A 22,025-nucleotide genomic window follows, 5' to 3' on the forward strand; every position below is an offset into this window, starting at 1 on the left:
CTGGGATTGGTCTCGCCGAACAGAACCGACGTGATGGCCCCTCCGGCCGTCTCGCCGAGCAGCGGCGCAACTAGGACCGCGTTGGACGCCCGGGTCACGTGGTCCAGGAGCAGCGGACGTCCGGAAACCACCACGGACACCACCGGCCGCTCCGTGCTGCGGCGCCAGACAGGTGACCACCTGGACGATACGTTGGGGCTGGTGCGCGCGCCCGGCGCCAGAGCCACCGCGGCCGTCGCCCTCTCGTAGTAGGTCGGTTCGGGCTGCCGATGTGTCGAGGTCCCCGCGGTCCCGGGCGCGAATTCACCGACCCCATCCGCCAGGCGGACCGGATAGCCGACTGGGGGAAGTCAGTCCCCGCACACCGAAGGGAGCGCCCGGAGTAGCCCCTTCACATGCAGCCGGTCCAGCTTATGGCCGTAGGCGGCTCGAACCGCCGCGACCTCCAGCCGCGGCTCGCACGACGGTGAGGTCCGCGGTCGTGCGGTGTCCTTCAGGGCGGCGAGCAACTCGGCGGTGATGCGGTCCAGTTGGGGCCGGACCTCCTTCACCAAGTCCGGCCGCTCGGTCGGGCGCAGCTCCGGGTGGGCGGCCCAGCGGGCGTACAGCCCGCGCTGCACCAGCTTGTTCGCCTCGATCTGGTCCCGGAAGACGGCCTGCGCGGCCTGCGGATCGAGGCCGAGCCCGACCGCCCGCGCAGCGACGTCGTCCAGGATCTGCTCCTCGCGCACCGGGTCGTCGATCGGCTTGTCGGTGCCGTACTTGGCGGCGGCGACCTTGTCGGCCAGCAGCAGCCGCTCAGCGAACAGATTGGTCAGGGGCATGAGGTCGCCCGTGACGGCGGGCGCGGGTATGGACGCCGGGCTCTGCGCGACGGCCGGCACGACACCGGTACCGGAGAGCAGCACCACGGCGGTGGTGGCGACCAACACGGATCGCATACGTCCGATTCGCACGGGACGTGTCCTTTCGGTGGGGGGTGTCGGCACCGTACCGCGGTGCTCATGCTCCCAACGTCCCGGTCCCAGGACGTTTGCCAAGTCTTTGATCATGGATCGGTGCTGGTCAGATGAGGGTGCATCGGGCCGACGGCCACTCGTGCGGGGGACCGTTTACAAGGCACGGCAGGGCGCTGCGCCGTGCCGGAAGAGCCCGCTCCTACCGCCCGCGAGATGCCGGGCATTGCGCCCGGCCGGGCGGTAGTCGGACCTCTCATCAGCGTCTCCAACGGAGCCTCCCGGCCTCGGTGACACCACCCCCAGGTCATCCCTGCGACAGGGGGGAACAGTCATGCCGGGCCCGGAGGCCAGCGGCCCTCTTGCAGGACCGCGAAAGAAGATAACTGTGAGAGTTGTTCTGCGGCCCGGGATGGGTTGCTGCCAGGCTCGGCGTTCGTGACCGGCATGACTCGCAAAATAACTGGCGTCCCGTCAGGGGCTGCCGTGCCCCCGAGATGTCTGTCGGACGCGGGCGTCGGCCTGGCCCACCCGTTGGCTTGATCAGCAGCTTGTCCGCCGCCTCACGGCGTGACTCATCACAGTTCCGCCACGTGGTGACTCCACCCAGGCCGACGCCGACCACGGCCATCCGCCCGGAGGAGAACAACAAACGCGTGACCATGCTTGCAGAACACGTCGACGGCGTCATCGGAGTCGATACTCACCGCGACACCCTCGCCGCAGCAGCCATCAGCCCCATCGGCGCCCTCCTGGAGACCACCGACGCCCCCGTCCACGACCGCGGCTACCAGCGCCTTCTCGACTTCGCCCGCTCGCATGTGCCCGGCCGCCGCTGCTGGGTACTCGAAGGCACCGGCAGCTTCGGCGCCGGCCTCGCCGCCTTCCTCGAGGATGCCGGCGAACGCGTCATCGAGGTCTGCCGCCCCAAGCGTCCGCCGGTCCGCGGCGGACGCAAGATGGACATGCTCGGCGCCATCCGCACAGCCCGCGAGGCTCTGGCCACCGAGCACGTCATCCAGCCCCGCAAACGCGGAGAACGCGAGGCCATGCGCGTGCTGCTGGCCACCGGTAAGGCGCCGTGCACGCCTCCACCGCGGCCATCAGGGCCAGGGCTCCGGGCGCTGCCTGGACATCACTGGCGGCTCCCAGGCCAACGGAGCCCTCGCCGCGATCTGGGACTGCAACGGCGCCGCCAACCAGCGGTTCACCAGCACCAGCTCGGGCGAGCTGCGGGTCTACGGCGGCGCCAAGTGCCTGGACGTCGTCGGCGCCGCTTCCGCCAACGGCACCGCCGTGAACATCTGGGACTGCAACGGACAGTCGAACCAGCAGTTCCGCCTCAATACCGACGGCACCATCACGGCCGTCCACTCCGGTAAGTGCCTCGACGTCAATGGCGGCGCCACCGCCAACGGCACGAAGGTCCAGATCTGGGACTGCGGCGGCACAGCCAACCAGACGTGGACCCGCGTCTGACCGATCGCCGCTGACCGACACCGTCCGGGCCGAGACCTACGGGTCCGGCCCGGACGGTCCCCTCCTGATCCTGGAAATGGCGGAAGGGTTTCGTACTCCACCGCATGAGAAGGCACCATCACGGCGCCGGTTGAGGCCTTTGCCTGGACACGTTGAACTCCGGCCCTCGATAAGCGCGTTGAGCTGGGTGACCTCCTCGTCGAGAGCCATCACCTCCCTGGCCAGGGCGTGGACCATCTTCGCGGCGTTCTTTTCCCCGGGAACGGCGGTGGACTGGGCTTCGGCGGCGGTGACAGCAGCTTCTGCGGCGGTCCTGGCGTGGTTGGTGACGCGGACGCCGTGGTTCTTCAGCCAGGTGGCCAGCCGGGCCCGGCCGATCCGGCGCAGGGCGGCAGGCGTCTCGTAGCCGGTCAGCAGGATGAGGGCGGTCTTGGACTCGCTGTAGTCGAAGGCCCGTTCCAGGGCAGGGAAGTACTCCAGCATCTGCGAGCGGAGCCGGTTGATCGCCCTGGTGAGGTCGGCCGACAGGTCCATCCGGCGGGCGGTGAGGATTTTCAGGTCGACCGCGATCTCGCTGGTCTCCTGGATCCTGGGTGACAACTCCGGGTGCTGGTCGCGCAGCAGCACGATGACACGCTGCGCAGCTCCGGGGGCGGTGCTCACGGTGCCGGAACTTGCGGTGCTGTCCAGGGATGATACGGGTATCCGTTCAATTCAGTCTTGCAGCGTTCGAGTACCTCGAACATGCCCGCCTTGACCTTGTGCGTCTCACGGTCGTAGTGGTGGCGGAACCAGTCGCGGCGGTCCACGTCGGCAGTCTCCCTCTGGGCTTGCTCAACTCGGCGCGGAATCCCAACATAGACCTCGGGACGCATCGCCCTACTGGTGAAGCCGAGCTTCGGGTAGCGGTGGCGCAGATCCATGTCACGGACCCAGTTGCGCGCTGTGCGCCCGTTCTTCCATCGATTGCAGTCATCGCACGCTGGCCGCGAAGTTCCACCAGATGTCTGCTCCCCGCTCTGCCACCGGCCTCTCATGATCGAGCGTGGTAGCGCGCGACCGTCCGCAATAGACACAGATCCCACGGTGTGCGGTCAGGGCCATGAGCCATACCCACGTCGGCTGAACTCCACGACTACCACGCGGTGTTGCCGTTTGCACCGTAGCAACGCCCCCCATTGTGCTGTCAGGAACCGGGGAGCGATCTTACTGATCGTTTCAGAATGAGTTGAGCTGCGGGTCTTGTGCTGGACGATCTTGGTCGGCAGGGTGTCCGAGTGCGCGCTGATCTTGTTCCGGACGACCTGTGGGAGCGGGTGGCTCCGTTGCTGCCGCCCGCTCCCGAACGACGCCACCGGCATCCCGGGCGGTTGCGTGTTCCTGACCGAACCGCACTCGCCGGCGTCCTGTTCGTGCTGCGGACCGGTGTCGCCTGGCGGGACGTCCCGGCGGAGACCGTGGGCTGTTCCGGCGTGACGGCCTGGCGCCGGCTGCGGGACTGGACCGAGGCCGGCGTCTGGCCACGCCTGCACGCCGCCCTGCTGACCGAGCTTCGCCGCGCCGACCTGCTGGACCTGGACCCATGGTGGCGTGCGAAGCGTGGTGTTGTTCACTGCCCGAGCATGGCGCGCCGGGTGTGGGCCAGGATGCAGGCCCCCGCGGAGGACAGGGCGAGGGCGGACCGTGGATGGTTGGCGAGGGCCAGCAGCGCCCCGGGCAGCGCAAGCCGTTCGTACAGGTGGAGTTCGGTGGCCACCCGGAGCCGGGAACGGTGGTGGGTGCGCGCCAGGATGAGGCAGCCGAGAGCAAGGAGGGCCCCGCTGCCGGTCAGCCCGAGGAATACGGGAGCGGGCGCACGGTCCAGGGTTGTCGGCGCCACCACTGTCAGGACGTAGCAGGCGAGAGCACAAATCTCCCTGCCTGGTCCTCCGCAGTCTCTCCCAACTCCGCCCGGACCTCCGCCGGTGCCGCATGCACTTCACGCCACGGCACCACCCACCCGGCCAACGGTGGCCGCAACAGCAGACCCAGTGCGACTCGCATCACATCAAGTGCCCCCATGGCAACAATGTCTGATGCGTCAGATACTGTCTTGTCAGATGAATGGCTCGCGTCAGCGGACCCCATCCTCGACCGGACAGCGAAGAGTCCTGATGAGCACACTCGAATTCACCGGCCTCGATCTGGACTTTCCGGTCGTCAGCAAGAACAGGACCGCCACTCTCGTCAACAGCGAGCAGGAGGCACTGCCGACCGACGCCGGGCTCACCCCCGCCGACGGCCACCGGCTCGCCTCCGACCTCCTCGACTCCGGCAAGCCTCACCGCCGGTCTGAGGCGCAGACCGTACGAGACCACCGGCTTCGCTGCTCCCGTTCCCACCCTCCCGGCCGAGGCGGTCCGTCGCCCGTGCACCAGGAACACCCCTGCCCCCACGCAGAAAGGGTTACCCCAGTGACCAGCCTTCCCAGTCGACGACGACTCCTAGCTACCGGAGCGGGCGCCGCGCTCGGCCTCGGCACGCTCGGCACTACCGCGTCCCCCGCCTCGGCCACAGCCGCACACGGCGCCGGCGCCGAGGAGACCAAGACCCTCGACGAGCTGTACCAGGCCGCCATCGCCGAAGGCGGCAAGCTCGTGATCTACGCAGGCGGCGACCTCGCCAACTCGGGCAGCGGTGCCGCCGCCCGGACCGCCTTCCGCCAGCGATTCCCGCAGATCGACCTCAACCTCATCGTGGACTACAGCAAGTACCACGACGTTCGCGTGGACAACCAGTTCGCGACCGACACCCTGGTACCCGACGTGGTGCAGTTGCAGACGCTGCACGACTTCACCCGCTGGAAGCGCCAGGGGCGGCTGCTGCACTACAAGCCCGCCGGCTTCAGCAAGCTCCACAAGAAGTTCAAGGACCCGGACGGCGCCTGGGTGGCCGGCATGGTCATCGCCTTCAGCTACCTGTACGACGTAGCGGCGGCCGGGGCCGACGCGCCGCAGACGCCCCTGGACCTGGTCGACCCGCGCTGGAAGGGCGCCATCGCCTCCTCCTACCCGCACGACGACGACGCGGTGCTCTACCTCTTCGCCCTCTACGCCGAGACCTACGGCTGGGACTGGGTGGCCGACTTCGCCGCCCAGCAGCCGCAGTTCGCCCGCGGCACCTTCTCCCCCGGCACCGCAGTCGCCAGCAAGGAGAAGATCATCGGCGTCGGCGCGGGTGGCAACCCGCTCGCCACCAGCCCGAACCGCTGGATGATGACCGACGGGCACCCGTTCATGGCGTGGGGACAGCGAATCGCGATCCTGAAACAGGCCGCCAACCCCACGGCGGCCAAGCTCTACCTCAACTGGCAGCTGTCCACCGAGCGTCAGACCTCCAACAGCTGGTCCGTGCGCACGGACATCGCGCCGCCCACCGGCCTCAAGCCGATCTGGGAGTATCCGAACGCCAACGTGGACGGGTTCCCTCGCTTCATGGAGGACCGGGCCCAGGTCGAGCGGCTGAAGCAGACCTTCGCCCTCTACTTCGGCGAGGTCAAGGGCGACCCGACACCGGGCTGGCCCGGCCTGCACCCGGGCGCCTGACCCTCCATCAGGCCCCGTACGTGGCGGATTCGACGGCCTGTCACACGGCGTGGTCGGATCGCAGCCAGCAGCGACGCGGGCGCGCCGTACGCTGGCCATAGCTCGCGCTCACCAGGTACGGGGTCCTGGTTCCAGCGACCCCCGCTGGCCATCGTCGAGTTACTGATCGTTTCAGAATGAAGTTCATTGTGGGGCTTGGCAGTTGGGTGTTGTGTCGGCAGGATTTGTTGGGTGTCTGCTGATCTTGTGCCTGATGACCTGTGGGAACGTGTGGCCCCGTTATTGCCTGCTCGTCCGCCCAGGCGGCGCCGGTATCCCGGGCGGTTGCCTGCAGATGACCGGGCTGCCCTGCGGGGCATCGTCTACGTGTTGTGCAAGGGCGTGAGCTGGCGGGACGTTCCGGCGGAACAGGTCGGCTGCAGCGGGGTGACGGCCTGGCGGCGTCTGCGGGACTGGACCGAGGCCGGCGTCTGGCCGCAGCTGCATGAGGTGCTGCTGGCCGCGGGTCTGCTGGACATGGACGACGCTGCGATCGACGGCTCGCACGTCCGGGCGCTCAAAGGGGGGATCACACCGGACCTTCGCCGGTCGACCGGGCCCGGCCCGGCAGCAAGCACCATTTGATCGTCGACCGGCACGGCACTCCGCTGGTCGTCGCGCTGACCAGCGGGAATCGTCACGATGTCACTCAGCTGATGCCCCTGCTGGACGCGATACCCCGCATCCGCGGTGTTCGAGGTCGGCCACGTCACCGACCAAGCCGACTGTTCGCCGACCGCGGCTACGACTACGACAAGTACCGTCGTCTTGTCCGGGCCCGCGGCATCACCCCGAAGTTCGCCCGGAAAGGCACCCCGCACGGCTCCGGGCTGGGGAAGACCCGCTGGGTCGTCGAGCGGACCTTTGCCTGGCTCCACCAGTTCAAGCGACTCCGCATCCGCTACGAGATACGCGCCGACCTCCACCTCGGACTCCTCCAACTCGCCTGCAGCATCATCTGCTTGAGACGACTCCGAATCGCATTCTGAAACGATCAGTTAGCGCCGACAGCTGACAGTCCAGTGATTGAGGAGAGTCTCCGCCTGCTCGCGAGGCGGGGTGTAGCTTCCGTGTGCGGGCAGATCCTCTACTTCCAGTACCCATCAAAGTCCGGGTACCTCAACCGGTCCACACGCATGTTCGGATACGCCCCCCAAGCCGGCCGAGTGGAGCTCACCGCCGAACAGCTGAATTTGGCGTGCTGGGAGTCTTCTGGTCGTGCTTGCCGGAGCCGCCGAGCGTGGGTGGAGCCGCCAAATGCTGCCGGTGGTCAGTTTCGGGTTGGTCATATCCCCGTGATGGCGATCACTACTGACAGGCGGGGAGTGAGATCGCTCCACCTTTTCGTATGGGCACGACCATCTCACGCAGCGGAAGCTGGTGGGGGCGTGATGTTGAGTTTGTGCGCCCCACCAGGGGTGATGTCCGCTGACGATCCTGCTGGCTAATTCCGTGCCCAGCGGGGCTGACGGCTCGTTGGTCAGGACAGCAGCGGCCGATTTGGCGTTCCCGGTCGCGGGTGGGGTGTGGAATGTCAATGCAGCCGAGGCCGTGGCCGAAGGTGCCTGAGCTGACCGCGCAGGTGGCGCGGGCGGTGGCGGTACGGGGCCCGTACCCGTTGGCGATGCGGGTCCGTGACGAGCTGGGCGAGTTGTTCGGGACGCCGAGTTTGCCGAGGCGTTCGAAGCCAGAGGACGGCCAGGCTGGTCACCAGGCCAGCTCGCGCTGGTGACGGTGTTGCAGTTCGCCGAGAACCTCACCGACCGGGCGGCAGCGCATCGGGTGCGGTACGGCATGGACCTGAAATGCGCGCTCGGCCTTGAGCTGGATGATCCCGGGTTCGACGCATCGGTGCTGTCCGAGTTCCGCACGCGGTTGGTCGAGCACGGGATGGAGGAGAAGGTGCTCGACCTGCTGCTGACCGCGCTCAAGGACCGGGGCCTGGTGAAGGCGGGAGGCAGGCAGCGCACTGACTCCACCCGCGTGCTGGCGGCAGTACGCGATCTGAACAGGCTGGAGCTGGCCGGGGAGACGCTGCGGGCCGCGCTGGAGACGCTTGCCTGCGCGGCCCCGGACTGGCTGACCCAGGCGGTGCCCGTTCGGGAATGGGCCGAACGCTATGGCCCACGGATTCACTCCTGGCATCCGCCGGCTTCCACGAGCAAGCGCGAGGAGATTGCCCTGGTCTACGGCCGGGACGGGTTCGCGCTGCTGGAGGTGGTGCACGCCCCAAACGCGCCGGCCTGGCTGCGTGAGCTCCCGGCGGTGCAGGTCCTGCGCACGATATGGGTGCAGAACTACCACCGAGCCGTGACCGAGGCCGGGACGGAGGTGAAGCGGCGGGAGAGCAAAGACCTCCCGCCCGGCAGACTGCGGCTGGCCTCTCCATACGACACGGACGCGCGCTACGGCCTCAAACAGGGCTCCTGGTGGACCGGCTACAAGATCCACATCAGTGAGTCCTGCGACGAAACTGATGACCAGGACTCGGCTTCCGGCGGCCAGGCGACGATCCCCGGAGCCGACGGACCGCCGCCGCGCTTGATCACTGGCATCGCGACCACCGACGCCACAGTGACCGACGCGGAAATGACCGAACCGGTCCATCACATGCTCGCCGCACGCGATCTCCTGCCCGCCGAGCACTTCCTCGACTCCGGTTACGCCTCCGCCGAGTTGATCGTGGGCATCAAGAAGAACTTCGGGATCACGCTGGTCACCCCGGTCCTGATGAACAGCTCACCCCAGGCGCGTGCCGGCGCCGGATTCGACCGCACCGCGTTCACCATCAACTGGGACAAGCGGCAGGCCACCTGCCCACGCGGGGACACCAGCACCTGGTGGAGCCCCGCCCCCCTGCGCGACCAAGGCCATCGTCATCAAATTCGACAAGGAGACATGCCGCCCCTGCCCGGTGCGCGACCAGTGCACCCGCTCGAAGACCGGCGGCTGGACCCTTTCCCTGCAACCCCGCGAGGTGCAAGAAGTCCTCGACCATGCCCGCCTCCAGCAGGGCGACGAGCAGCGGCGAGCCAAGTACGCAACCCGCGCGGGCATCGAGGGAACCATCCACCAGGCCGTCGCGGTCACCGGGATGAGACGTGCCCGCTACCTCGGCCTCCAGAAGACCCACCTGGAGCACGTCCTCTCCGCCGTTGCGCTCAACCTCATCCGCCTCGATGCCTGGTGGAACGGCCACCCGCTCGACCGCACCCGCGTCAGCCACCTTGCCCGCCTCGACAAAGGCGCACACCGAGGCGCGGGCGTCGACACGGGTTCACCGCAAGAGGTTGGTCTGCTTCTTCGAGTGGCTGGCGGCGGTGCCCACGGAGACGGCGTTGGCGGTGACAATCACGGTGATGGCCAGGCACGATGCCACACCGAGGTGCTGGTCGAGGACGAGCATGCCGATCAGAGCGGCGAACACCGGGTTGACGCTCATGAAGATCCCGAAGAAGCGGGCGGGGACCCGGCGCAGCGCGAGCAGGTCGGCGAGAAACGGCACTGCGGAGGACAGCACACCGGCAGCCAGCGCGCACAGCAGGGCGCCGACGGTGGGCTGGTGGAGCCACAGGACCGCAGCGCCGAGGGGCAGGTAGAGCAGGCCGGAGACGGCCGCGGCGGCGGCCGATCCCTGCAGCCCGGGCAGGCGCTCGCCCACGGTGCGGTTGAGCAAGATGTAACAGCCCCAGCAGACGGCGGCGATCAGGGCCAGGCCGATGCCGAGATAGTCCGTGCTGGGCCGGGGGCGGGTGAGGACCACCACGCCCACCGCGGCGGCGAGAGCACAGGCCAGATCGATACGCCGGCGAGAGCTTGCCAGCGCCACAGCGAGCGGGCCGAGGAACTCCAGAGTGACCGCCAAGCCGAGCCCGATCCGGTCGATCGCCGCATACAGCGTGAGGTTCATGGTCGCGAACACCGCGGCAAGGCCAAGGACCGGACGCCACTGCGCGGCGGTGAATGAACGCAGGTTCGGCCGGCCGGCGCTCAGCAGCACCACGGCGGCCACCCACTGGCGCACCGCCACCACTCCCGCCGGCCCCAGCACCGGGAAGGCGAGCGCGGCTATTGATGCTCCGACCTGGTTGGACAGGCCGCTGCCCATCATCAGCGCCGCCCCGGACCACCGGGGCGACGACGACTGCGCCGCGGCGGCCGAAGTCTCTGCGCGAGCTTCGAGCGTCATGGCACGACCATCCGCCAGACCGACGCATACGCAAAATGCATCCGAACCCCCAGCTATACGCTGGACGTATGGATGGTCGTACGGAACTGGAGCTGCGGCACCTGCGTTGCCTGGTCGAGATCGTCGACACCGGCAGCTTCACCGACGCCGCGATCGAGCTGGGCGTCTCCCAGGCCGCGATCTCCCGCACACTGCTCGCACTGGAGCGCATCCTCGGCGTGCGACTGCTGCACCGCACCAGCCGCACTGTCACCCCCACCACCGCAGGCGTGCAGGTTCTCGCCCGCGCCCGGAATCTCCTGGCCGACGCCGACGAACTGGTCCACCAGGCCACCACCGGCCACACCCGGCTGCACATCGGCCACGCCTGGTCCGCGATGGGCCGCCACACTGCCGAGTTCCAGCGCCGCTGGCACGACCGCTACCCCAACATCGAACTCCACCTGATCCGCCACAACACCCCCACCGGCGGCCTCGCCGAGGGACTGTGCGACCTGGCCGTCCTCCGCACCCCCGTCGACACCCGCCGCTACGCCCACGCCCTCGTGGGCCACGAACGCCGCTACGTCGCCCTCGCCTCCGACGACCCATGGACCAGACGTCGCAGCATCCGCCTGGCGGAGATCCGCGAGCGCACCCTAGTGGTGGACCGCCGAACCGGCACCACCACCTTGGAACTGTGGCCCGAAGACGCCCGCCCCGCCGTGGAGTACACCCGCGACGTCGACGACTGGCTCGCCACCATTGCCGCCGGCCGCTCTGTCGGCGTCACCCCGCAGGCCACCGTCGCCCAGTACCGCCGCGACGGCATCACTTATCGCCCCCTGCGCGACGCTGTCCCTGTCCCCGTCCACCTCATCTGGGGCCGACAGGACCCCCACCCGGCCACCCACGCCGCCGTCGCCCTGCTCACTGACCTCTACCGCGAAGACGCCTGAACGCAAGCTCGGTGCACAGATCGGTGCGGCAGGCCACGGTTCGATGCGACGGGACAGAATCGACGGCCAGCACTGAACAGTTCAGTGCGCTACTGAACTACCCACTGAACTGTTTCGTGCGCAACTGAACTACTCGCTGCGGTTCAACACACCTTCCGTCACTTCTTCTCCCGCCCCGGCAGGAACTCCTGCACCTTCGCCTTGAGTCCCTGCTTGACCATGGACCCGCGGTCAGCGTCGCCCTTGAGGACGGAGGCGGCCGTGGCCTCCATCTGGTCCCAGGTGGCGTGCGGCGGGATCGGCGGCACGGCCGGGTCGGTGAGGAACTCGATCACCGCGGGACCGTCCGCCTCCAGACCGGCCCGCCAGCCCGCCTCGACGTCCTCCGGCTTCTCGACCCGGATCCCGGTCAGACCCAGCGAACGGGCGAAGGCCGCGTACTGCACGTCCGGCAGCTGCTGCGAGGGCAGGAAGGACGGAGCGCCCTCCATGGCCCGCATCTCCCACGTCACCTGGTTGAGGTCCTGGTTGTTCCAGACCGCGACGATCAGCCGCGGGTCCTCCCACAGGTCGCGGTACTTGGCCGCCGTGATCAGCTCCGCCATCCCGTTCATCTGCATCGCGCCGTCGCCGACCAGCGCGATCGCCGGCCGGTCGGGGTGCGCGAACTTCGCTCCGATGGCGTACGGCACAGCGCAGCCCATCGTCGCCAGCGTCCCGGACAGCGAGCCGCGCATCCCGGGCCGCATCGTCAGGTGCCGCGCGTACCAGTTCGCCGTCGACCCCGAGTCGGAGCTGACGATCGCGTCGGACGGCAGCAGCGCATCCAGGACGTGCGCCACGTACTCCGGGTTGATCGGGTCCGCCGACTGCTGGGCCCGGCCCTCCATCACGCCGCGCCAGCGCGTCACGTTGTCGCACACCGTCTCGTACCAGTCGCGTTCGCCCCGCTCGGCGTCCAGCATCGGGATCAGCCGCTGAAGGGTCGCCTGCGCGTCGCCGACGAGATTCACCTCGTAGGGGTACCGCATCCCGACCATGTGCGGGTCGATGTCGATCTGCACGCCCCGCGCCTTGCCGAACTCCGGCAGGAACTGGGTGTACGGGAAGGAGGACCCGATGGTCAGCAGGGTGTCGCAGTCCCGCATCAGCTCGTACGACGGGCGGGTGCCGAGCAGGCCGATCGATCCGGTGACGTACGGGAGTTCGTCGCTCACGGCGTCCTTGCCGAGCAGCGCCTTCGCCACGCCCGCGCCGAGCATCTCCGCGACGCGTTCCACCTCGGCCCGCGCGCCGGCCGCGCCCTGGCCGACCAGGATCGCGACCTTGTCGCCGGCGTTCAGGATCTCGGCGGCCCGGCGCAGGGAGTCCTCGGCCGGAACCGCCGTCCAGGAACTGCGGTCCAGGCTGGAGGGCACCATCTTGAACTCGTGGGTGGGCGCCGAGTAGTCGAGCTCCTGCACGTCGCCGGGGATGATGACCGCCGTCGGGCACCGGCGCGCGTACGCGGTGCGGATCGCCCGGTCCAGCACGTTCGGCAGCTGCTCGGGCACCGTCACCGTCTCCACGAAGTCGGAGGCGACGTCCTTGTACAGCGTGTGCAGGTCCACCTCCTGCTGGTACGAGCCGCCCATCGCGGTGCGGTGCGTCTGTCCGACGATCGCCAGCACCGGCACGTGGTCCAGCTTGGCGTCGTACAGCCCGTTGAGCAGATGGATCGCACCCGGCCCCGAGGTCGCCGCGCACACGCCGAGACGACCGCTGAACTTGGCGTACCCGACCGCCTGGAACGCGGACATCTCCTCATGCCGGGACTGGACGAAACGGGGCTGGTTGTCGGCGCGCCCCCAGGCGGCGAGCAGGCCGTTGATGCCGTCGCCGGGATAGCCGAAGACTTGCTCCACACCCCACTCGCGCAGCCGCTGGAGGACATGGTCGGAGACCTTGATGCTCATGTACGGACCTCCCGGACATAGAGATGGGCGACACACGCAGCAGCCTTACGAGTCACCCTGCCCGCCCGCGGAAAACCTGCCCGGTGTTTGCCGCCGGGGGCCGGGGGCAGGCGCAGCCCCAGTGCTTCGGACCGGAGGCACGTCCGTGGGAGTGGCCGCTCGTCAGCCCCGGACGCGCCTGCCCGAACCCCGGACGCGCTCCCACGGTGACCGTTCCACCACCGGCAACCCAGGGAGTTGCGACGCGTATGCCCACTCATGTGAGCGCGAAGCACCACCCGCACCACCCGCACCACGACGCACCCGACACGACGACCGCCTTCCGTGAGCTCGCCGAGCTTCCTCCCGGGCCGCGGCGCGACACCCTCCGTGACGAGATCGTCGAGGCGTGGCTGCCCATGGCCAACCGCATCGCCGGCCGCTTCCGCAACCGCGGCGAGAACCTCGACGACCTCCGTCAGGTCGCGGCCCTCGGCCTGGTCAAGGCCGTCGACCGCTACGCCCCCGAGCGTGGCAACGCCTTCGAGAGCTACGCCGTCCCCACCATCACGGGCGAGATCAAGCGGCACTTCCGCGACCACATGTGGACCCTGCACGTGCCGCGCCGGGTTCAGGACCTGCGCAACCGGGTCCGCGTGGCCGGCCAGGACCTGGCCCAGACCGTCTCCGGGCGTCGGCCCACCGTCGCGGAGATCGCCGAGCACGCGGACATGAGCGAGGAGGACGTCCGTGTCGGCATGGAAGCCCTGGAGAGCTTCACCGCGCTGTCCCTGGACGCGGAGCTACCCGGCAGCGAGGACGGGTACTCGCTCGGCGACGCGCTGGGCTCGCCCGACCCGGCCCTGGACATGGTGGTCGACCGGGAGGCCGTGAAGCACCGGCTCGCCGTGTTGCCCGAGCGTGAGCGGGCGATCCTGTACATGCGTTTCTTCGACGACATGACCCAGAGCCGGATCGCCGAGCAGCTGGGCATCTCGCAGATGCACGTGTCCCGGCTGATCAGCCGGTGCTGCGGGCGGGTGCGCCAACAGGTGATGAAGGACGCCGACCGGTAGCGCTTCGCCTGCTTCGATGATCTCGGCCCTGCACGGTCCCGCCGAGTAGCCCGAGGCGTCTGCTCGGCCGGTGGCGCTGGTCGTCCGAGGGCGCTCCTCGTGTCACCCGCTCGGCGGTCCGCGTCCCGCGAATGGTGGCCGGCCGCGCGCGGCCCGGCGGTGGGCGGGCTGTGATGGCTGCGGGGGCACGACCGCCGTGTCCCCGCAGTCGGCCGAAGGAGTACACCCCATGCGCCGCAGCGCACGTGCCCTGTCCGCCGCCGTCCTGGCCGGTGCCGTCATCGGCCTCGCCGTGCCGGTCGCCTTTGCCGAACCGACAGCGGGACCGGCCGCGGAGCAGCCGGTCGCTGAGCAGCCGGCCGAGGAACCGGTCGCTGAGCAGCCGGCCGAGGAACCGGTCGAGGAGCAGCCGACCGAGGAACTGGCCGCGGAGCAGCCGGTCGCGGAGTCGGGCGAGGAGCAGCCGGCCGAAGAGCCGGTCGAGGGACCGGTCGCCGAGTCGTTCGCCGGGACGGCCGCGGAGGTCAGCCCGAGCAGCGTGTCCCCGGGCGGCAACGTCACCGTGTCCGTCTCCTGCGATCCGACCGGCGGCTCCCCGCCCGAGTCGATCACCGCCACCTCGCAGGCCGTCGACTCGGGCAGCGTCCAACTGGGACTGGTCTCCGGCAACGACGAGGCGGCCGGGCCCGCCTACAAAGGCACCGCCCGTATCGCCCCCGACGCGAGCGTCGAGGACGGCGCGGACGCCGCCGGCAAGGAATCCCCGTGGACCGTGGACGGCACCTGTCCGACGGCGCCCGGCGGACACGGCAAGAAATGGAGCGCCCCGTTCACCGTGAACCGGGGGAGCGGCACGCCGTGCACCGAGTCGTACGGCAGCTCCTGCGGCGGCGCCCGCCCCTGCACCGAGGCACAGTCGCAGACCGACCCCTGTCACGGCGCCGTCCAGCACGGGGTGCGGGCGGGTGAGGGCGGCGCCTTCACCGACTCCCCGCCCGCGCTGGTCGCCGGCGGTCTGCTGATCGCGGGCGCGCTCGGCGCCGCCGTCCACCGCCTGCGCCGCAAGGAGCCCGCCACCGACGACTGACCCTTTCCGCCGCCACCGACGACTGACCTTCTACGCCGACGCCGAGCTGACGCCCCCAACGCCCCCGACGCCGAGCCGAAACCCCCGACGGCTGACCCTCCCTCGTGTGATCCGCGCAACCCGCATCGGCGCCCATTGCACCGCGCCACCCTGGGTACTCACAGCCCGAGGGCACGACCCGCCCCACACGACCCACCCCACGAGCCGGCGGCCACGCCGGCCACGACCCACGGACGAGACGAGCAGCCCCACCGGCCCGGCAGACCCCATCGGGCCCCATACGGAGGTACGGATGCCGCGGACGGAACCGGAAGGCCACGGACCCGTCCGTTTCGGCCCGCCGATTCCCGAGGACGGGCTGCCCGTGCTGCCCGAACTGTCCGCCGTGCTCGCCGCCGCGGCCGACCACCCGGGCAGCGAGCCCGTCGGCGGCGGGCCCGCCCTGCTGGCCGCCGCCCGCGGCTACTGGGACCGGCGCGGCCTGTCCACCGGCCCCGACCGGGTGGTCGCCGCTCCCGGCGCCCCCGCCCTGCTGCTCGCGCTGACCGCCGCGCTCGGCGGCGACGTCCTGGTGCCGCGACCGTGCGCCGCCTGGTGGGCGCCGTACGCCCGTCTGCTGGGACGCCCCGTCTTCCATGTGCCGACCCCGGCCGAGTGCGGCGGTGTCCCGGACCCGTACGCCCTCCTGGAGACCGTGCGCCGGGTCCGGGCGGAGGGCGGCGACCCGCGGCTGCTCGTGCTGTCCGTCGCCGACGACCCCACCGCCACCGTCGCCCCGCCCGAACTGCTGCACGAGACCCTGGAGGCCGCCGTCGGCGAGGGCCTGCATCTGGTCAGTGACGAGACCTGGCGGGACACCCTGCACGACCCGCACGCAACCGTGCTGCTCAGCCCGGCCGAGATGCTGCCCGAGCAGGTCACCCTCGTCACCGATCTGGCCGGCGCGCTGCTCCCGACCGGCTGGCCGGCCGCCGTCGCGCGTTTCCCCGCGGGCGAGGCGAACGGCGACGGCCTCCACGCGCGCGTGCGCGACATCCTCACCGCGCTCGGCGCCCGCGTCGCCACACCCGTGGCCGCCGCGGCCGCGTACGCCCTCGAAGAACCCGAACCGGTCACCGCACGCCTGAAAGCCGCCGTACGGCTGCACGCGCGCGTGGCCGCCGCCGCGCACACCGTCGTCGTCACCGCGGGAGCCGTCGCCCGGCCCCCGCAGGCCGGCCGTCACCTCTACGTCGACCTCGACCCGCTGCGGCCGGCGCTCGGCGCGCACGGCGTGGGCGACGCCCAGGAACTGGAGGACTTCCTCACCGCCCGGCTCGGCATGCCCGCGCCCGGCGGCCACCGCTTCGGCGACGACCTCGGGGCGCTGCGCGTGCGACTGTCCACCGGTCCGCTGCTGGGCGGAGGTACGCACCAGGAGCGCGCGGAATGCCTCGATGCCCACTCGCCGTTGGAACTGCCACACGTGCACCGCGGGTTGACCCTTCTGGAATCGGTCTTCGACGATCTCCGCGACGACGCTCAGCGATGGGAGTCTCCTCGATGACGCAGCAGTCCGAGTCGAGCGCGAGCATGCCCACCAGGGAAGCCGACGCTCCGGCGGCCTCGCCTCCGTCGCCGTCTTCCCCGCCGTCGTCTCCTTCGCCTCCTTTCGCGCCGCTCGCCGCGCCCAGACCGCTGGGCGAACGCCGGGTGTGGCCGCGGACCTTCCACGACCGGCTGACCGCCCCGCTGCCCGGCCTCAAGTCGATGGCCCGCTTCGCCCGCGAGGGCTCAATCCGTCCCGGCCGCGAAGGCCTCGCCGACATCCCCAGGCTGCCCTTCGAACCGGGGCCGCCGCCCCGGGTGGACGCCCGTACGGTCGCCGTCTCCTGGGCGGGGCACGCCAGTTGGGTCGTCCAGATCGGCGGGCTGACCGTCCTCACCGACCCGGTCTGGTCCCGCCGCATCCTCGGAACCCCGGCCCGCATCACCCCGGTCGGCGTCGCCTGGAGCGAACTGCCGCCCGTCGACGCGGTCGTCATCAGCCACAACCACTACGACCACCTGGACGCGCCCACGCTGCGCCGACTCCCGCGCGAGACCCCGGTGTTCGTCCCCGCCGGACTCGGCCGCTGGTTCCACCGGCGCCGGTTCACCAACGTCACCGAGCTGGACTGGTGGGAGGCGGCCCAACTGGACGGCGTCCGCTTCGACTTCGTCCCCGCGCACCACTGGTCCAAGCGCAGCCTCACCGACACCTGCCGCACGCTGTGGGGCGGCTGGGTCCTCACCGCCACGGACGGACACCGTGTCTACTTCGCGGGCGACACCGGATACGGCCACTGGTTCGCCCGTATCGGACAGCGCTATCCCGGCATCGACCTCGCCCTGCTGCCGATCGGCGCCTACGACCCCCGCTGGTGGCTCAGTGACGTCCACTGCGATCCGGAAGAGGCGGTCCGCGCCGCACAGGACCTCGGGGCCCGGCGGATGGCGCCCATGCACTGGGCGACGTTCGTGCTGTCGGCGGAACCGGTACTGGAGCCGCTCGCCCGGGTCCGGGCGGCCTGGCAGAAGGCGGGCCTGGCCCGGGAGAACCTGTGGGACCTGCCGGTGGGCGGGTCAAGGATCCTCTAGGCCTTCGCGGGTCGGCGGATCCTCTTCCACACGCTCGGCGCCGCGCTGATCACCACGGTCAGCGCGACCGCCGCGACGACGCCCTCCCACGGCTCGCGGAACAGCGAGCCCCCCAGTATCCCGATCACCTGATACGTCACCGCCCAGGCCAGGCACGCCGGCAGATTTCCCCGGGCGAACCTCCGCATCGGCCACTCGGCCATCAGGCAGGCCAGCATCACCGGGATCCGGCCGGCCGGCACCAGCCGGGACAGCACCAGTACCGCCACCCCGTGGTCGGCGAGCTTGCCCTGAGCCTGCGTGAGCCGTTCCTCCGGCGCGCGCGAACGGATCGCCTCCAGCCAGCGCGAGCCGTTCTTCGACTTCATGCCGCGCCGCCCCAGCCAGTACAGAGCCATGTCACCGAGGAACGCGGCCGTCGACGCCGTCACGAACACCAGCGCCAGCGTGAGCGGAGCGGTCTGATGGAAGGCCACCACGGCCGCCGAACTCACCAGCGCCCCCGTCGGCACCACCGGCACCAGCGCCCCGATCAGCACCAGCAGGAACAGCGACGGATAGCCGAGCGCCTGCTGTGCGGACGCGGTCGGCACGGCCGCCGGGACCGCGGCGAGCCAGCTCACCGGGCGCCCCCCAGCCGGACGCTCTCCCCGTGCCCGAGCCGGTGCACCGCCACCCGCGGCGCGTGCGCGGCCGCGAGCCGGACGAACTCGTCGCCCGGCGTGTGGAACTCGTGCGGGCGCACGGCGTCCATCCCGATCGGCCAGTACGTGCCGTAGTGCACCGGCACCGCGCAGCGCGGCGCGATGCGGGCCAGTGCCTCCGCGGCCCGACCCGCGTCCAGATGCCCCTCGCCGAGGTACGGCCCCCAGCCGCCCACCGGCAGCAGCGCCACGTCGACCGGCCCGACCTCCTTCGCCATCTCGTCGAAGAGACCGGTGTCCCCGGCGAAGTACGTGCGGGCCTCGCCCTCGACGACATAGCCGAGCGCGGGGGAGCGGTGCGGCCCGAGCGGCAGCCGCCGCCCGTCGTGCCGGGCCGGCACGACCCGCACCACCAGGTCCCCGACCCGGATCTGGTCCCCGGGCGCCACCTCACTCAGCCGGAGATGGGTGAGCCGGCGCAGCCCCGGTACCGCACGTGGTGCGCCCCGGGGTACGAGCAGGCGCGTGCCCGGTGCGAGCCGCGTCAGCGACGGGACGTGCAGATGGTCGGCGTGCAGATGGGAGACCAGCGCCACGTCGGCCCGCCAGGCGCCGGGCGGGGGCAGCGCGCCGCGACGGCGTCGCAGATGCGCCAGCCGCCTGGTGAACAAAGGGTCGGTGAGCACGCGGATGTTCGAGTCCGTGACCGTGCAGGTGGCGTGACCCCACCAGGTGATCTCCACCGGCACCTCTTTGCCTCCTTCGCGCGACTCCCCCGAAGGGTACGGGCAGGAGTAGGGTCGGCGGCGAAACCCGGAGGTGAGGGGGGACTCCATGGGACAGGTAAGAGGTGCCGTCGGCACGCCTTTACCGCTGCGCGTCACCGCCATCGCGAGCCTGACGCCCCTGGAGGAGCTCGACGACGACCCCTTCCTGGTGGACTCCCGCAGCCAGCACGCGATGTGCGCCCGCTGGGCCGCCGAGCGAGGCCACGTCGTCACCCGCGAACTCCTCGTGTGCGCACTGCGCCCCGACCACGGCGTCCTGTGGGAGGGCGTGCGGCCCGGCCGTGACCTGTTCGTCGCACCGAGCATGCGGGTGCTGCGCTGCGCGCTGGCGTCGGTGGACGAGTTCACCGCCGAGTGCGCCCGACGCGGGGTGCGGGTGGAGATCGTCGGTCACGCGGAACCCTCGTACGACGCCCAGATGAAGGCGCGGGTGCACCGGCGGCTGTCGATGCCGACGGCCGGGTACGACGGGCGATAGCACGGCCGGAGGCGCCCGCTCCGCGAAAACCGTATGACAGTCTTGGCTCAGGGCCCGCACCGACGACGGGCCAGGGACGTGAGGTGTGCGGGGCGTGCGATCAGGGCGTTGGCGGCGGGTTGCCAGTCAGATCGGGCGAAGCATCGCGGTGTGGATGGTCTCCACCCTCACGATGCTCGTACTGGCGGGCATCCTGCCGGACTTCAGGCTCCAGTCCGCAGACGGCGACAGCGCCACCCGTATCGCCGTCACCGCCGCGTTCGGCGCCGGCGCCTTCGGTCTCCTGTCCGCTCTCGTCTGGCCCCTTCTCGTACGGCTGCTGCTGATGGTGCCCGCCCTCGTGCTGGGACTGCTCGTGTTCTTCCTCAACGGCGCGCTGCTCCTGCTCGCGCTGCGGCTGAACCCCACCGAGCAGGGCGACGCCGCACCGGAGACCGCGGTCGTGGTGGCCGCCGTGATGTCCGCCGTCGCCTCCGCGACCGGCGCCGCGCTGGCCGTCCGCGACGACGACGCCTACCGCCGCCGCCTGTACCGCCTCGCAGACCGCCGCCGATCCGGCCCGGCCTGCCCCGCGGCTCCCGGCACCGTCTTCGTCCAGCTCGACGGGGTCGGCCATGACGTGCTGCTCGACGCCGTCGACAAGGGACTGATGCCCACCGTCGCCCGCTGGCTCGCCACCGGCATCGGTGTCGGCGTCGGTACCGGACGCGGACCCACCCATCGGCTCACCCCGTGGCGCACCGACTGGTCCAGCCAGACCGGCGCCAGCCAACTCGGCATACTGCACGGCAGCAACCACGACATCCCCGCCTTCCGCTGGTACGAGAAGGACCGCGGGGAGGTGATGGTCTGCAACCGCCCGACCAGCGCCGCCGAACTCCAGCGCCGCGCCGTCGAGGCCACCGGCGACGCCGGACTGCTCACCCTCGACGGGGCCAGCCGCGGCAACCTGTTCTCCGGCGGCGCCGACGAGCAGGCCCTCGTGCTGTCGATAGCGGCCCGCCGCAGCCGCGAGACCCGTTCCAGGGCGGGTTACTTCGCCTACTTCTCCGACCCGGCCAACGCGGTGCGCACGGCCATGTCCTTCGTCGCCGAGGTCGGGCGTGAGATCGGCCAGTCCAGCCGGGCCCGCGCGCGCAAGGTGCGGCCCCGGGTGGGGCGCGGCGGCCTCTACCCGTTCGTCCGCGCCTTCGCGACCGTCGTCGAACGCGATGTCGTCGTGGCCGCCGTGACGGGCGACATGCTCGTCGGACGCACCGCCGTCTACGCCGACCTCGTCGCGTACGACGAGGTCGCCCACCACTCCGGGCCGGTCAGCCGGGACGCCGAGAAGGTCCTCGAACGCCTCGACCGCTCCCTCGCCCTGATCCAGAACGTCGCCGAGCACGCCCCTCGCCCGTACCGGATCGTGGTGCTGTCCGACCACGGGCAGAGCCCCGGCGAGACCTTCCGCACCCGCTACGGCCTTACCCTCGGCGACCTGGTGCGGGCCGGCTGCGGACTGCCCGTGCCGCGCCGGGCGCGGCGCACCCACAGCGGCACCGAGGCCCGCGCGGCCGTGCGCGCGGCACTGCGCCGGCCGGTCGAGGAGGGCGCCGAGCAGTACCGGCCGTCGAGCAGCCGCCGCTCGGAGCCCATCGTGCTGGCCTCCGGCAACCTGGGCCTGGTCTCCTTCCCGGACGTGCCGCACCGGATGAGCAAGGAGGAGATCGACGCCCGCCACCCCGCCCTGCTGACGACCCTCGCCAACCACCCCGGCATCGGCTTCCTGCTGGTGCGCAGCGAGGAGCACGGCGGGGTCGTCCTCGGTCCGTTCGGCGCGCAGATCCCGCTCGACGCACTCGACGAGAACCCCGGCCCGCTCGCCGACTTCGGGCCCGGCGCCGCCGACGCCGTCCGCCGTACCCACTCCTTCCCGCACACCGCCGACATCATGGTCAACTCCTGGTACGACCCGTCCGAAGGCGAGGTCCTCGCCTTCGAGGAGCAGATCGGCTCCCACGGTGGTCTCGGCGGCGCCCAGGCCAAGGCCTTCCTGCTGTCGCCGCTGGCCCTGTCGGAGCCCGTCGAGGACGGCGCGGACCTCGCCGGAGCCGAACACATCCACCATGTGCTGCGCCGCTGGCTCGAGGAGACGAACGGCCCCCAGGTCCCGCTGACCGAGCTCGAGGAACGACGGGCCGCCTGACCGCACGCCAGCGCGCGTGGGCCGGT

The 22,025-nt window shown here is 70.8% G+C and carries 19 protein-coding genes and 4 pseudogenes; 13 read left to right on the plus strand and 10 right to left on the minus strand.

Going from position 1 to position 22,025, the window contains the following annotated elements:
- Nucleotides 1-11: 11 nt before the first annotated feature.
- The 3 genes and pseudogenes from OHA64_RS39165 to OHA64_RS39175 form a co-directional block, all read right to left on the minus strand.
- Nucleotides 12-227: pseudogene (locus tag OHA64_RS39165) on the minus strand (hypothetical protein); the annotation flags it as partial.
- A 123-nt stretch (nucleotides 228-350) separates the two neighbouring features.
- Nucleotides 351-941, minus strand: coding sequence for a chorismate mutase (locus tag OHA64_RS39170; protein ID WP_405621539.1), 591 nt, complete (start codon nucleotides 939-941; stop codon nucleotides 351-353).
- Nucleotides 942-1,534: 593 nt separating this feature from the next.
- Nucleotides 1,535-1,969 (minus strand): hypothetical protein, encoded by a 435-nt coding sequence (locus OHA64_RS39175; RefSeq protein ID WP_405624452.1) that lies wholly within the window; start codon nucleotides 1,967-1,969, stop codon nucleotides 1,535-1,537.
- Here OHA64_RS39175 and OHA64_RS39180 point away from each other — a divergent pair.
- Nucleotides 1,851-2,435 carry an RICIN domain-containing protein gene (locus OHA64_RS39180; RefSeq protein WP_405621542.1) on the plus strand — a complete coding sequence of 195 codons (585 nt, stop codon included), beginning with the start codon at nucleotides 1,851-1,853 and terminating at the stop codon, nucleotides 2,433-2,435. The genes OHA64_RS39175 and OHA64_RS39180 overlap by 119 nt on opposite strands.
- A 36-nt stretch (nucleotides 2,436-2,471) precedes the next feature.
- Here the strand turns inward: OHA64_RS39180 and OHA64_RS39185 are convergent, their stop codons facing one another.
- Nucleotides 2,472-3,098, minus strand: coding sequence for a hypothetical protein (locus OHA64_RS39185; protein WP_405621545.1), 627 nt, complete (start codon nucleotides 3,096-3,098; stop codon nucleotides 2,472-2,474).
- Nucleotides 3,095-3,358 (minus strand): hypothetical protein, encoded by a 264-nt coding sequence (locus tag OHA64_RS39190; RefSeq protein WP_405621548.1) that lies wholly within the window; start codon nucleotides 3,356-3,358, stop codon nucleotides 3,095-3,097. The genes OHA64_RS39185 and OHA64_RS39190 overlap by 4 nt, the downstream gene beginning before the upstream one ends.
- Nucleotides 3,359-3,712: 354 nt before the next feature.
- Here OHA64_RS39190 and OHA64_RS39195 point away from each other — a divergent pair.
- A pseudogene (locus OHA64_RS39195) lies at nucleotides 3,713-4,015 on the plus strand (transposase); the annotation flags it as partial.
- Between the two features lie 29 nt (nucleotides 4,016-4,044).
- Here the strand turns inward: OHA64_RS39195 and OHA64_RS39200 are convergent.
- A complete protein-coding gene (locus tag OHA64_RS39200; RefSeq protein ID WP_405624453.1) occupies nucleotides 4,045-4,314 on the minus strand; it encodes a hypothetical protein in 270 nt (89 codons plus the stop codon).
- A 574-nt stretch (nucleotides 4,315-4,888) separates the two neighbouring features.
- Between OHA64_RS39200 and OHA64_RS39205 the strand changes: the two genes are divergently transcribed.
- From OHA64_RS39205 to OHA64_RS39220, 4 genes and pseudogenes are all read left to right on the plus strand, one after another.
- Nucleotides 4,889-6,019, plus strand: a complete 1,131-nt coding sequence (locus tag OHA64_RS39205; RefSeq protein ID WP_405624299.1) for an ABC transporter substrate-binding protein — start codon at nucleotides 4,889-4,891, stop codon at nucleotides 6,017-6,019.
- 231 nt (nucleotides 6,020-6,250) lie between these two features.
- Nucleotides 6,251-7,047 (plus strand): IS5 family transposase gene (locus OHA64_RS39210; RefSeq protein ID WP_405621551.1). Its coding sequence is split into 2 segments (ribosomal slippage): nucleotides 6,251-6,578 and nucleotides 6,578-7,047, totalling 798 coding nucleotides; the frame shifts between segments, so codons are not numbered across the junction.
- A 745-nt stretch (nucleotides 7,048-7,792) separates the two neighbouring features.
- Nucleotides 7,793-7,906, plus strand: a pseudogene (locus OHA64_RS39215) (transposase); the annotation flags it as partial.
- Nucleotides 7,907-8,972: 1,066 nt separating this feature from the next.
- Nucleotides 8,973-9,176 (plus strand): annotated as a pseudogene (locus OHA64_RS39220) (transposase); the annotation flags it as partial.
- Between the two features lie 159 nt (nucleotides 9,177-9,335).
- Here OHA64_RS39220 and OHA64_RS39225 read toward each other — a convergent pair.
- Nucleotides 9,336-10,247, minus strand: coding sequence for an EamA family transporter (locus tag OHA64_RS39225; RefSeq protein ID WP_405621554.1), 912 nt, complete (start codon nucleotides 10,245-10,247; stop codon nucleotides 9,336-9,338).
- Between the two features lie 68 nt (nucleotides 10,248-10,315).
- Here OHA64_RS39225 and OHA64_RS39230 point away from each other — a divergent pair, with 68 nt between their 5' ends.
- Nucleotides 10,316-11,185 (plus strand): LysR family transcriptional regulator, encoded by an 870-nt coding sequence (locus OHA64_RS39230; RefSeq protein ID WP_405621556.1) that lies wholly within the window; start codon nucleotides 10,316-10,318, stop codon nucleotides 11,183-11,185.
- A 158-nt stretch (nucleotides 11,186-11,343) separates the two neighbouring features.
- On the opposite strand, the gene OHA64_RS39235 is transcribed toward OHA64_RS39230, so the two are convergent.
- Entirely contained in the window at nucleotides 11,344-13,140 is a 1,797-nt protein-coding gene (locus tag OHA64_RS39235) for a thiamine pyrophosphate-requiring protein (protein WP_405621557.1), read from the minus strand.
- A gap of 248 nt (nucleotides 13,141-13,388) precedes the next feature.
- Between OHA64_RS39235 and OHA64_RS39240 the strand changes: the two genes are divergently transcribed.
- The 4 genes from OHA64_RS39240 to OHA64_RS39255 all read left to right on the plus strand — a co-directional run bounded on the left by OHA64_RS39240 (nucleotide 13,389) and on the right by OHA64_RS39255 (nucleotide 17,901).
- A complete protein-coding gene (locus OHA64_RS39240; RefSeq protein WP_405621559.1) occupies nucleotides 13,389-14,195 on the plus strand; it encodes an RNA polymerase sigma factor SigF in 807 nt (268 codons plus the stop codon).
- A 229-nt stretch (nucleotides 14,196-14,424) separates the two neighbouring features.
- A complete protein-coding gene (locus OHA64_RS39245) occupies nucleotides 14,425-15,282 on the plus strand; it encodes a hypothetical protein (RefSeq protein ID WP_405621562.1) in 858 nt (285 codons plus the stop codon).
- A gap of 292 nt (nucleotides 15,283-15,574) precedes the next feature.
- A complete protein-coding gene (locus OHA64_RS39250) occupies nucleotides 15,575-16,828 on the plus strand; it encodes an aminotransferase class I/II-fold pyridoxal phosphate-dependent enzyme (protein ID WP_405621565.1) in 1,254 nt (417 codons plus the stop codon).
- On the plus strand, nucleotides 16,825-17,901 hold the full coding sequence (locus OHA64_RS39255) for an MBL fold metallo-hydrolase (RefSeq protein WP_405621567.1): 1,077 nt from the start codon (nucleotides 16,825-16,827) through the stop codon (nucleotides 17,899-17,901). The genes OHA64_RS39250 and OHA64_RS39255 overlap by 4 nt, the downstream gene beginning before the upstream one ends.
- Here OHA64_RS39255 and OHA64_RS39260 read toward each other — a convergent pair.
- Both OHA64_RS39260 and OHA64_RS39265 read right to left on the minus strand, forming a co-directional pair.
- Nucleotides 17,898-18,524 carry a DedA family protein gene (locus OHA64_RS39260; RefSeq protein WP_405621570.1) on the minus strand — a complete coding sequence of 209 codons (627 nt, stop codon included), beginning with the start codon at nucleotides 18,522-18,524 and terminating at the stop codon, nucleotides 17,898-17,900. The genes OHA64_RS39255 and OHA64_RS39260 overlap by 4 nt on opposite strands.
- Nucleotides 18,521-19,294: an MBL fold metallo-hydrolase gene (locus tag OHA64_RS39265; protein ID WP_405621572.1), complete on the minus strand. Its 774-nt coding sequence runs from the start codon at nucleotides 19,292-19,294 to the stop codon at nucleotides 18,521-18,523. Before OHA64_RS39265 ends, OHA64_RS39260 begins: the two co-directional genes overlap by 4 nt.
- 85 nt (nucleotides 19,295-19,379) lie before the next feature.
- Here OHA64_RS39265 and OHA64_RS39270 point away from each other — a divergent pair, with 85 nt between their 5' ends.
- Together OHA64_RS39270 and OHA64_RS39275 are read left to right on the plus strand one after the other, a co-directional pair.
- A complete protein-coding gene (locus OHA64_RS39270; protein ID WP_405621575.1) occupies nucleotides 19,380-19,811 on the plus strand; it encodes a hypothetical protein in 432 nt (143 codons plus the stop codon).
- An 85-nt stretch (nucleotides 19,812-19,896) separates the two neighbouring features.
- Nucleotides 19,897-21,999: a phage holin family protein gene (locus OHA64_RS39275; protein WP_405621578.1), complete on the plus strand. Its 2,103-nt coding sequence runs from the start codon at nucleotides 19,897-19,899 to the stop codon at nucleotides 21,997-21,999.
- Nucleotides 22,000-22,025: the final 26 nt, after the last annotated feature.

It is taken from the genome of Streptomyces sp. NBC_00076, from assembly GCF_045041235.1.
Lineage (GTDB): Bacteria > Actinomycetota > Actinomycetes > Streptomycetales > Streptomycetaceae > Streptomyces.

Excerpts from the sequence above, each read along its gene's own strand:
- OHA64_RS39170 (WP_405621539.1), bottom strand. The coding sequence starts at position 941 with ATGCGATCCGTGTTGGTCGCCACCACCGCCGTGGTGCTGCTCTCCGGT.
- OHA64_RS39180 (WP_405621542.1), top strand. The coding sequence starts at position 1,851 with ATGCCGGCGAACGCGTCATCGAGGTCTGCCGCCCCAAGCGTCCGCCGG.
- OHA64_RS39190 (WP_405621548.1), bottom strand. The coding sequence starts at position 3,358 with ATGGATCTGCGCCACCGCTACCCGAAGCTCGGCTTCACCAGTAGGGCG.
- OHA64_RS39225 (WP_405621554.1), bottom strand. The coding sequence starts at position 10,247 with ATGACGCTCGAAGCTCGCGCAGAGACTTCGGCCGCCGCGGCGCAGTCG.
- OHA64_RS39230 (WP_405621556.1), top strand. The coding sequence starts at position 10,316 with ATGGATGGTCGTACGGAACTGGAGCTGCGGCACCTGCGTTGCCTGGTC.
- OHA64_RS39235 (WP_405621557.1), bottom strand. The coding sequence starts at position 13,140 with ATGAGCATCAAGGTCTCCGACCATGTCCTCCAGCGGCTGCGCGAGTGG.
- OHA64_RS39240 (WP_405621559.1), top strand. The coding sequence starts at position 13,389 with ATGCCCACTCATGTGAGCGCGAAGCACCACCCGCACCACCCGCACCAC.
- OHA64_RS39245 (WP_405621562.1), top strand. The coding sequence starts at position 14,425 with ATGCGCCGCAGCGCACGTGCCCTGTCCGCCGCCGTCCTGGCCGGTGCC.
- OHA64_RS39250 (WP_405621565.1), top strand. The coding sequence starts at position 15,575 with ATGCCGCGGACGGAACCGGAAGGCCACGGACCCGTCCGTTTCGGCCCG.
- OHA64_RS39255 (WP_405621567.1), top strand. The coding sequence starts at position 16,825 with ATGACGCAGCAGTCCGAGTCGAGCGCGAGCATGCCCACCAGGGAAGCC.
- OHA64_RS39270 (WP_405621575.1), top strand. The coding sequence starts at position 19,380 with ATGGGACAGGTAAGAGGTGCCGTCGGCACGCCTTTACCGCTGCGCGTC.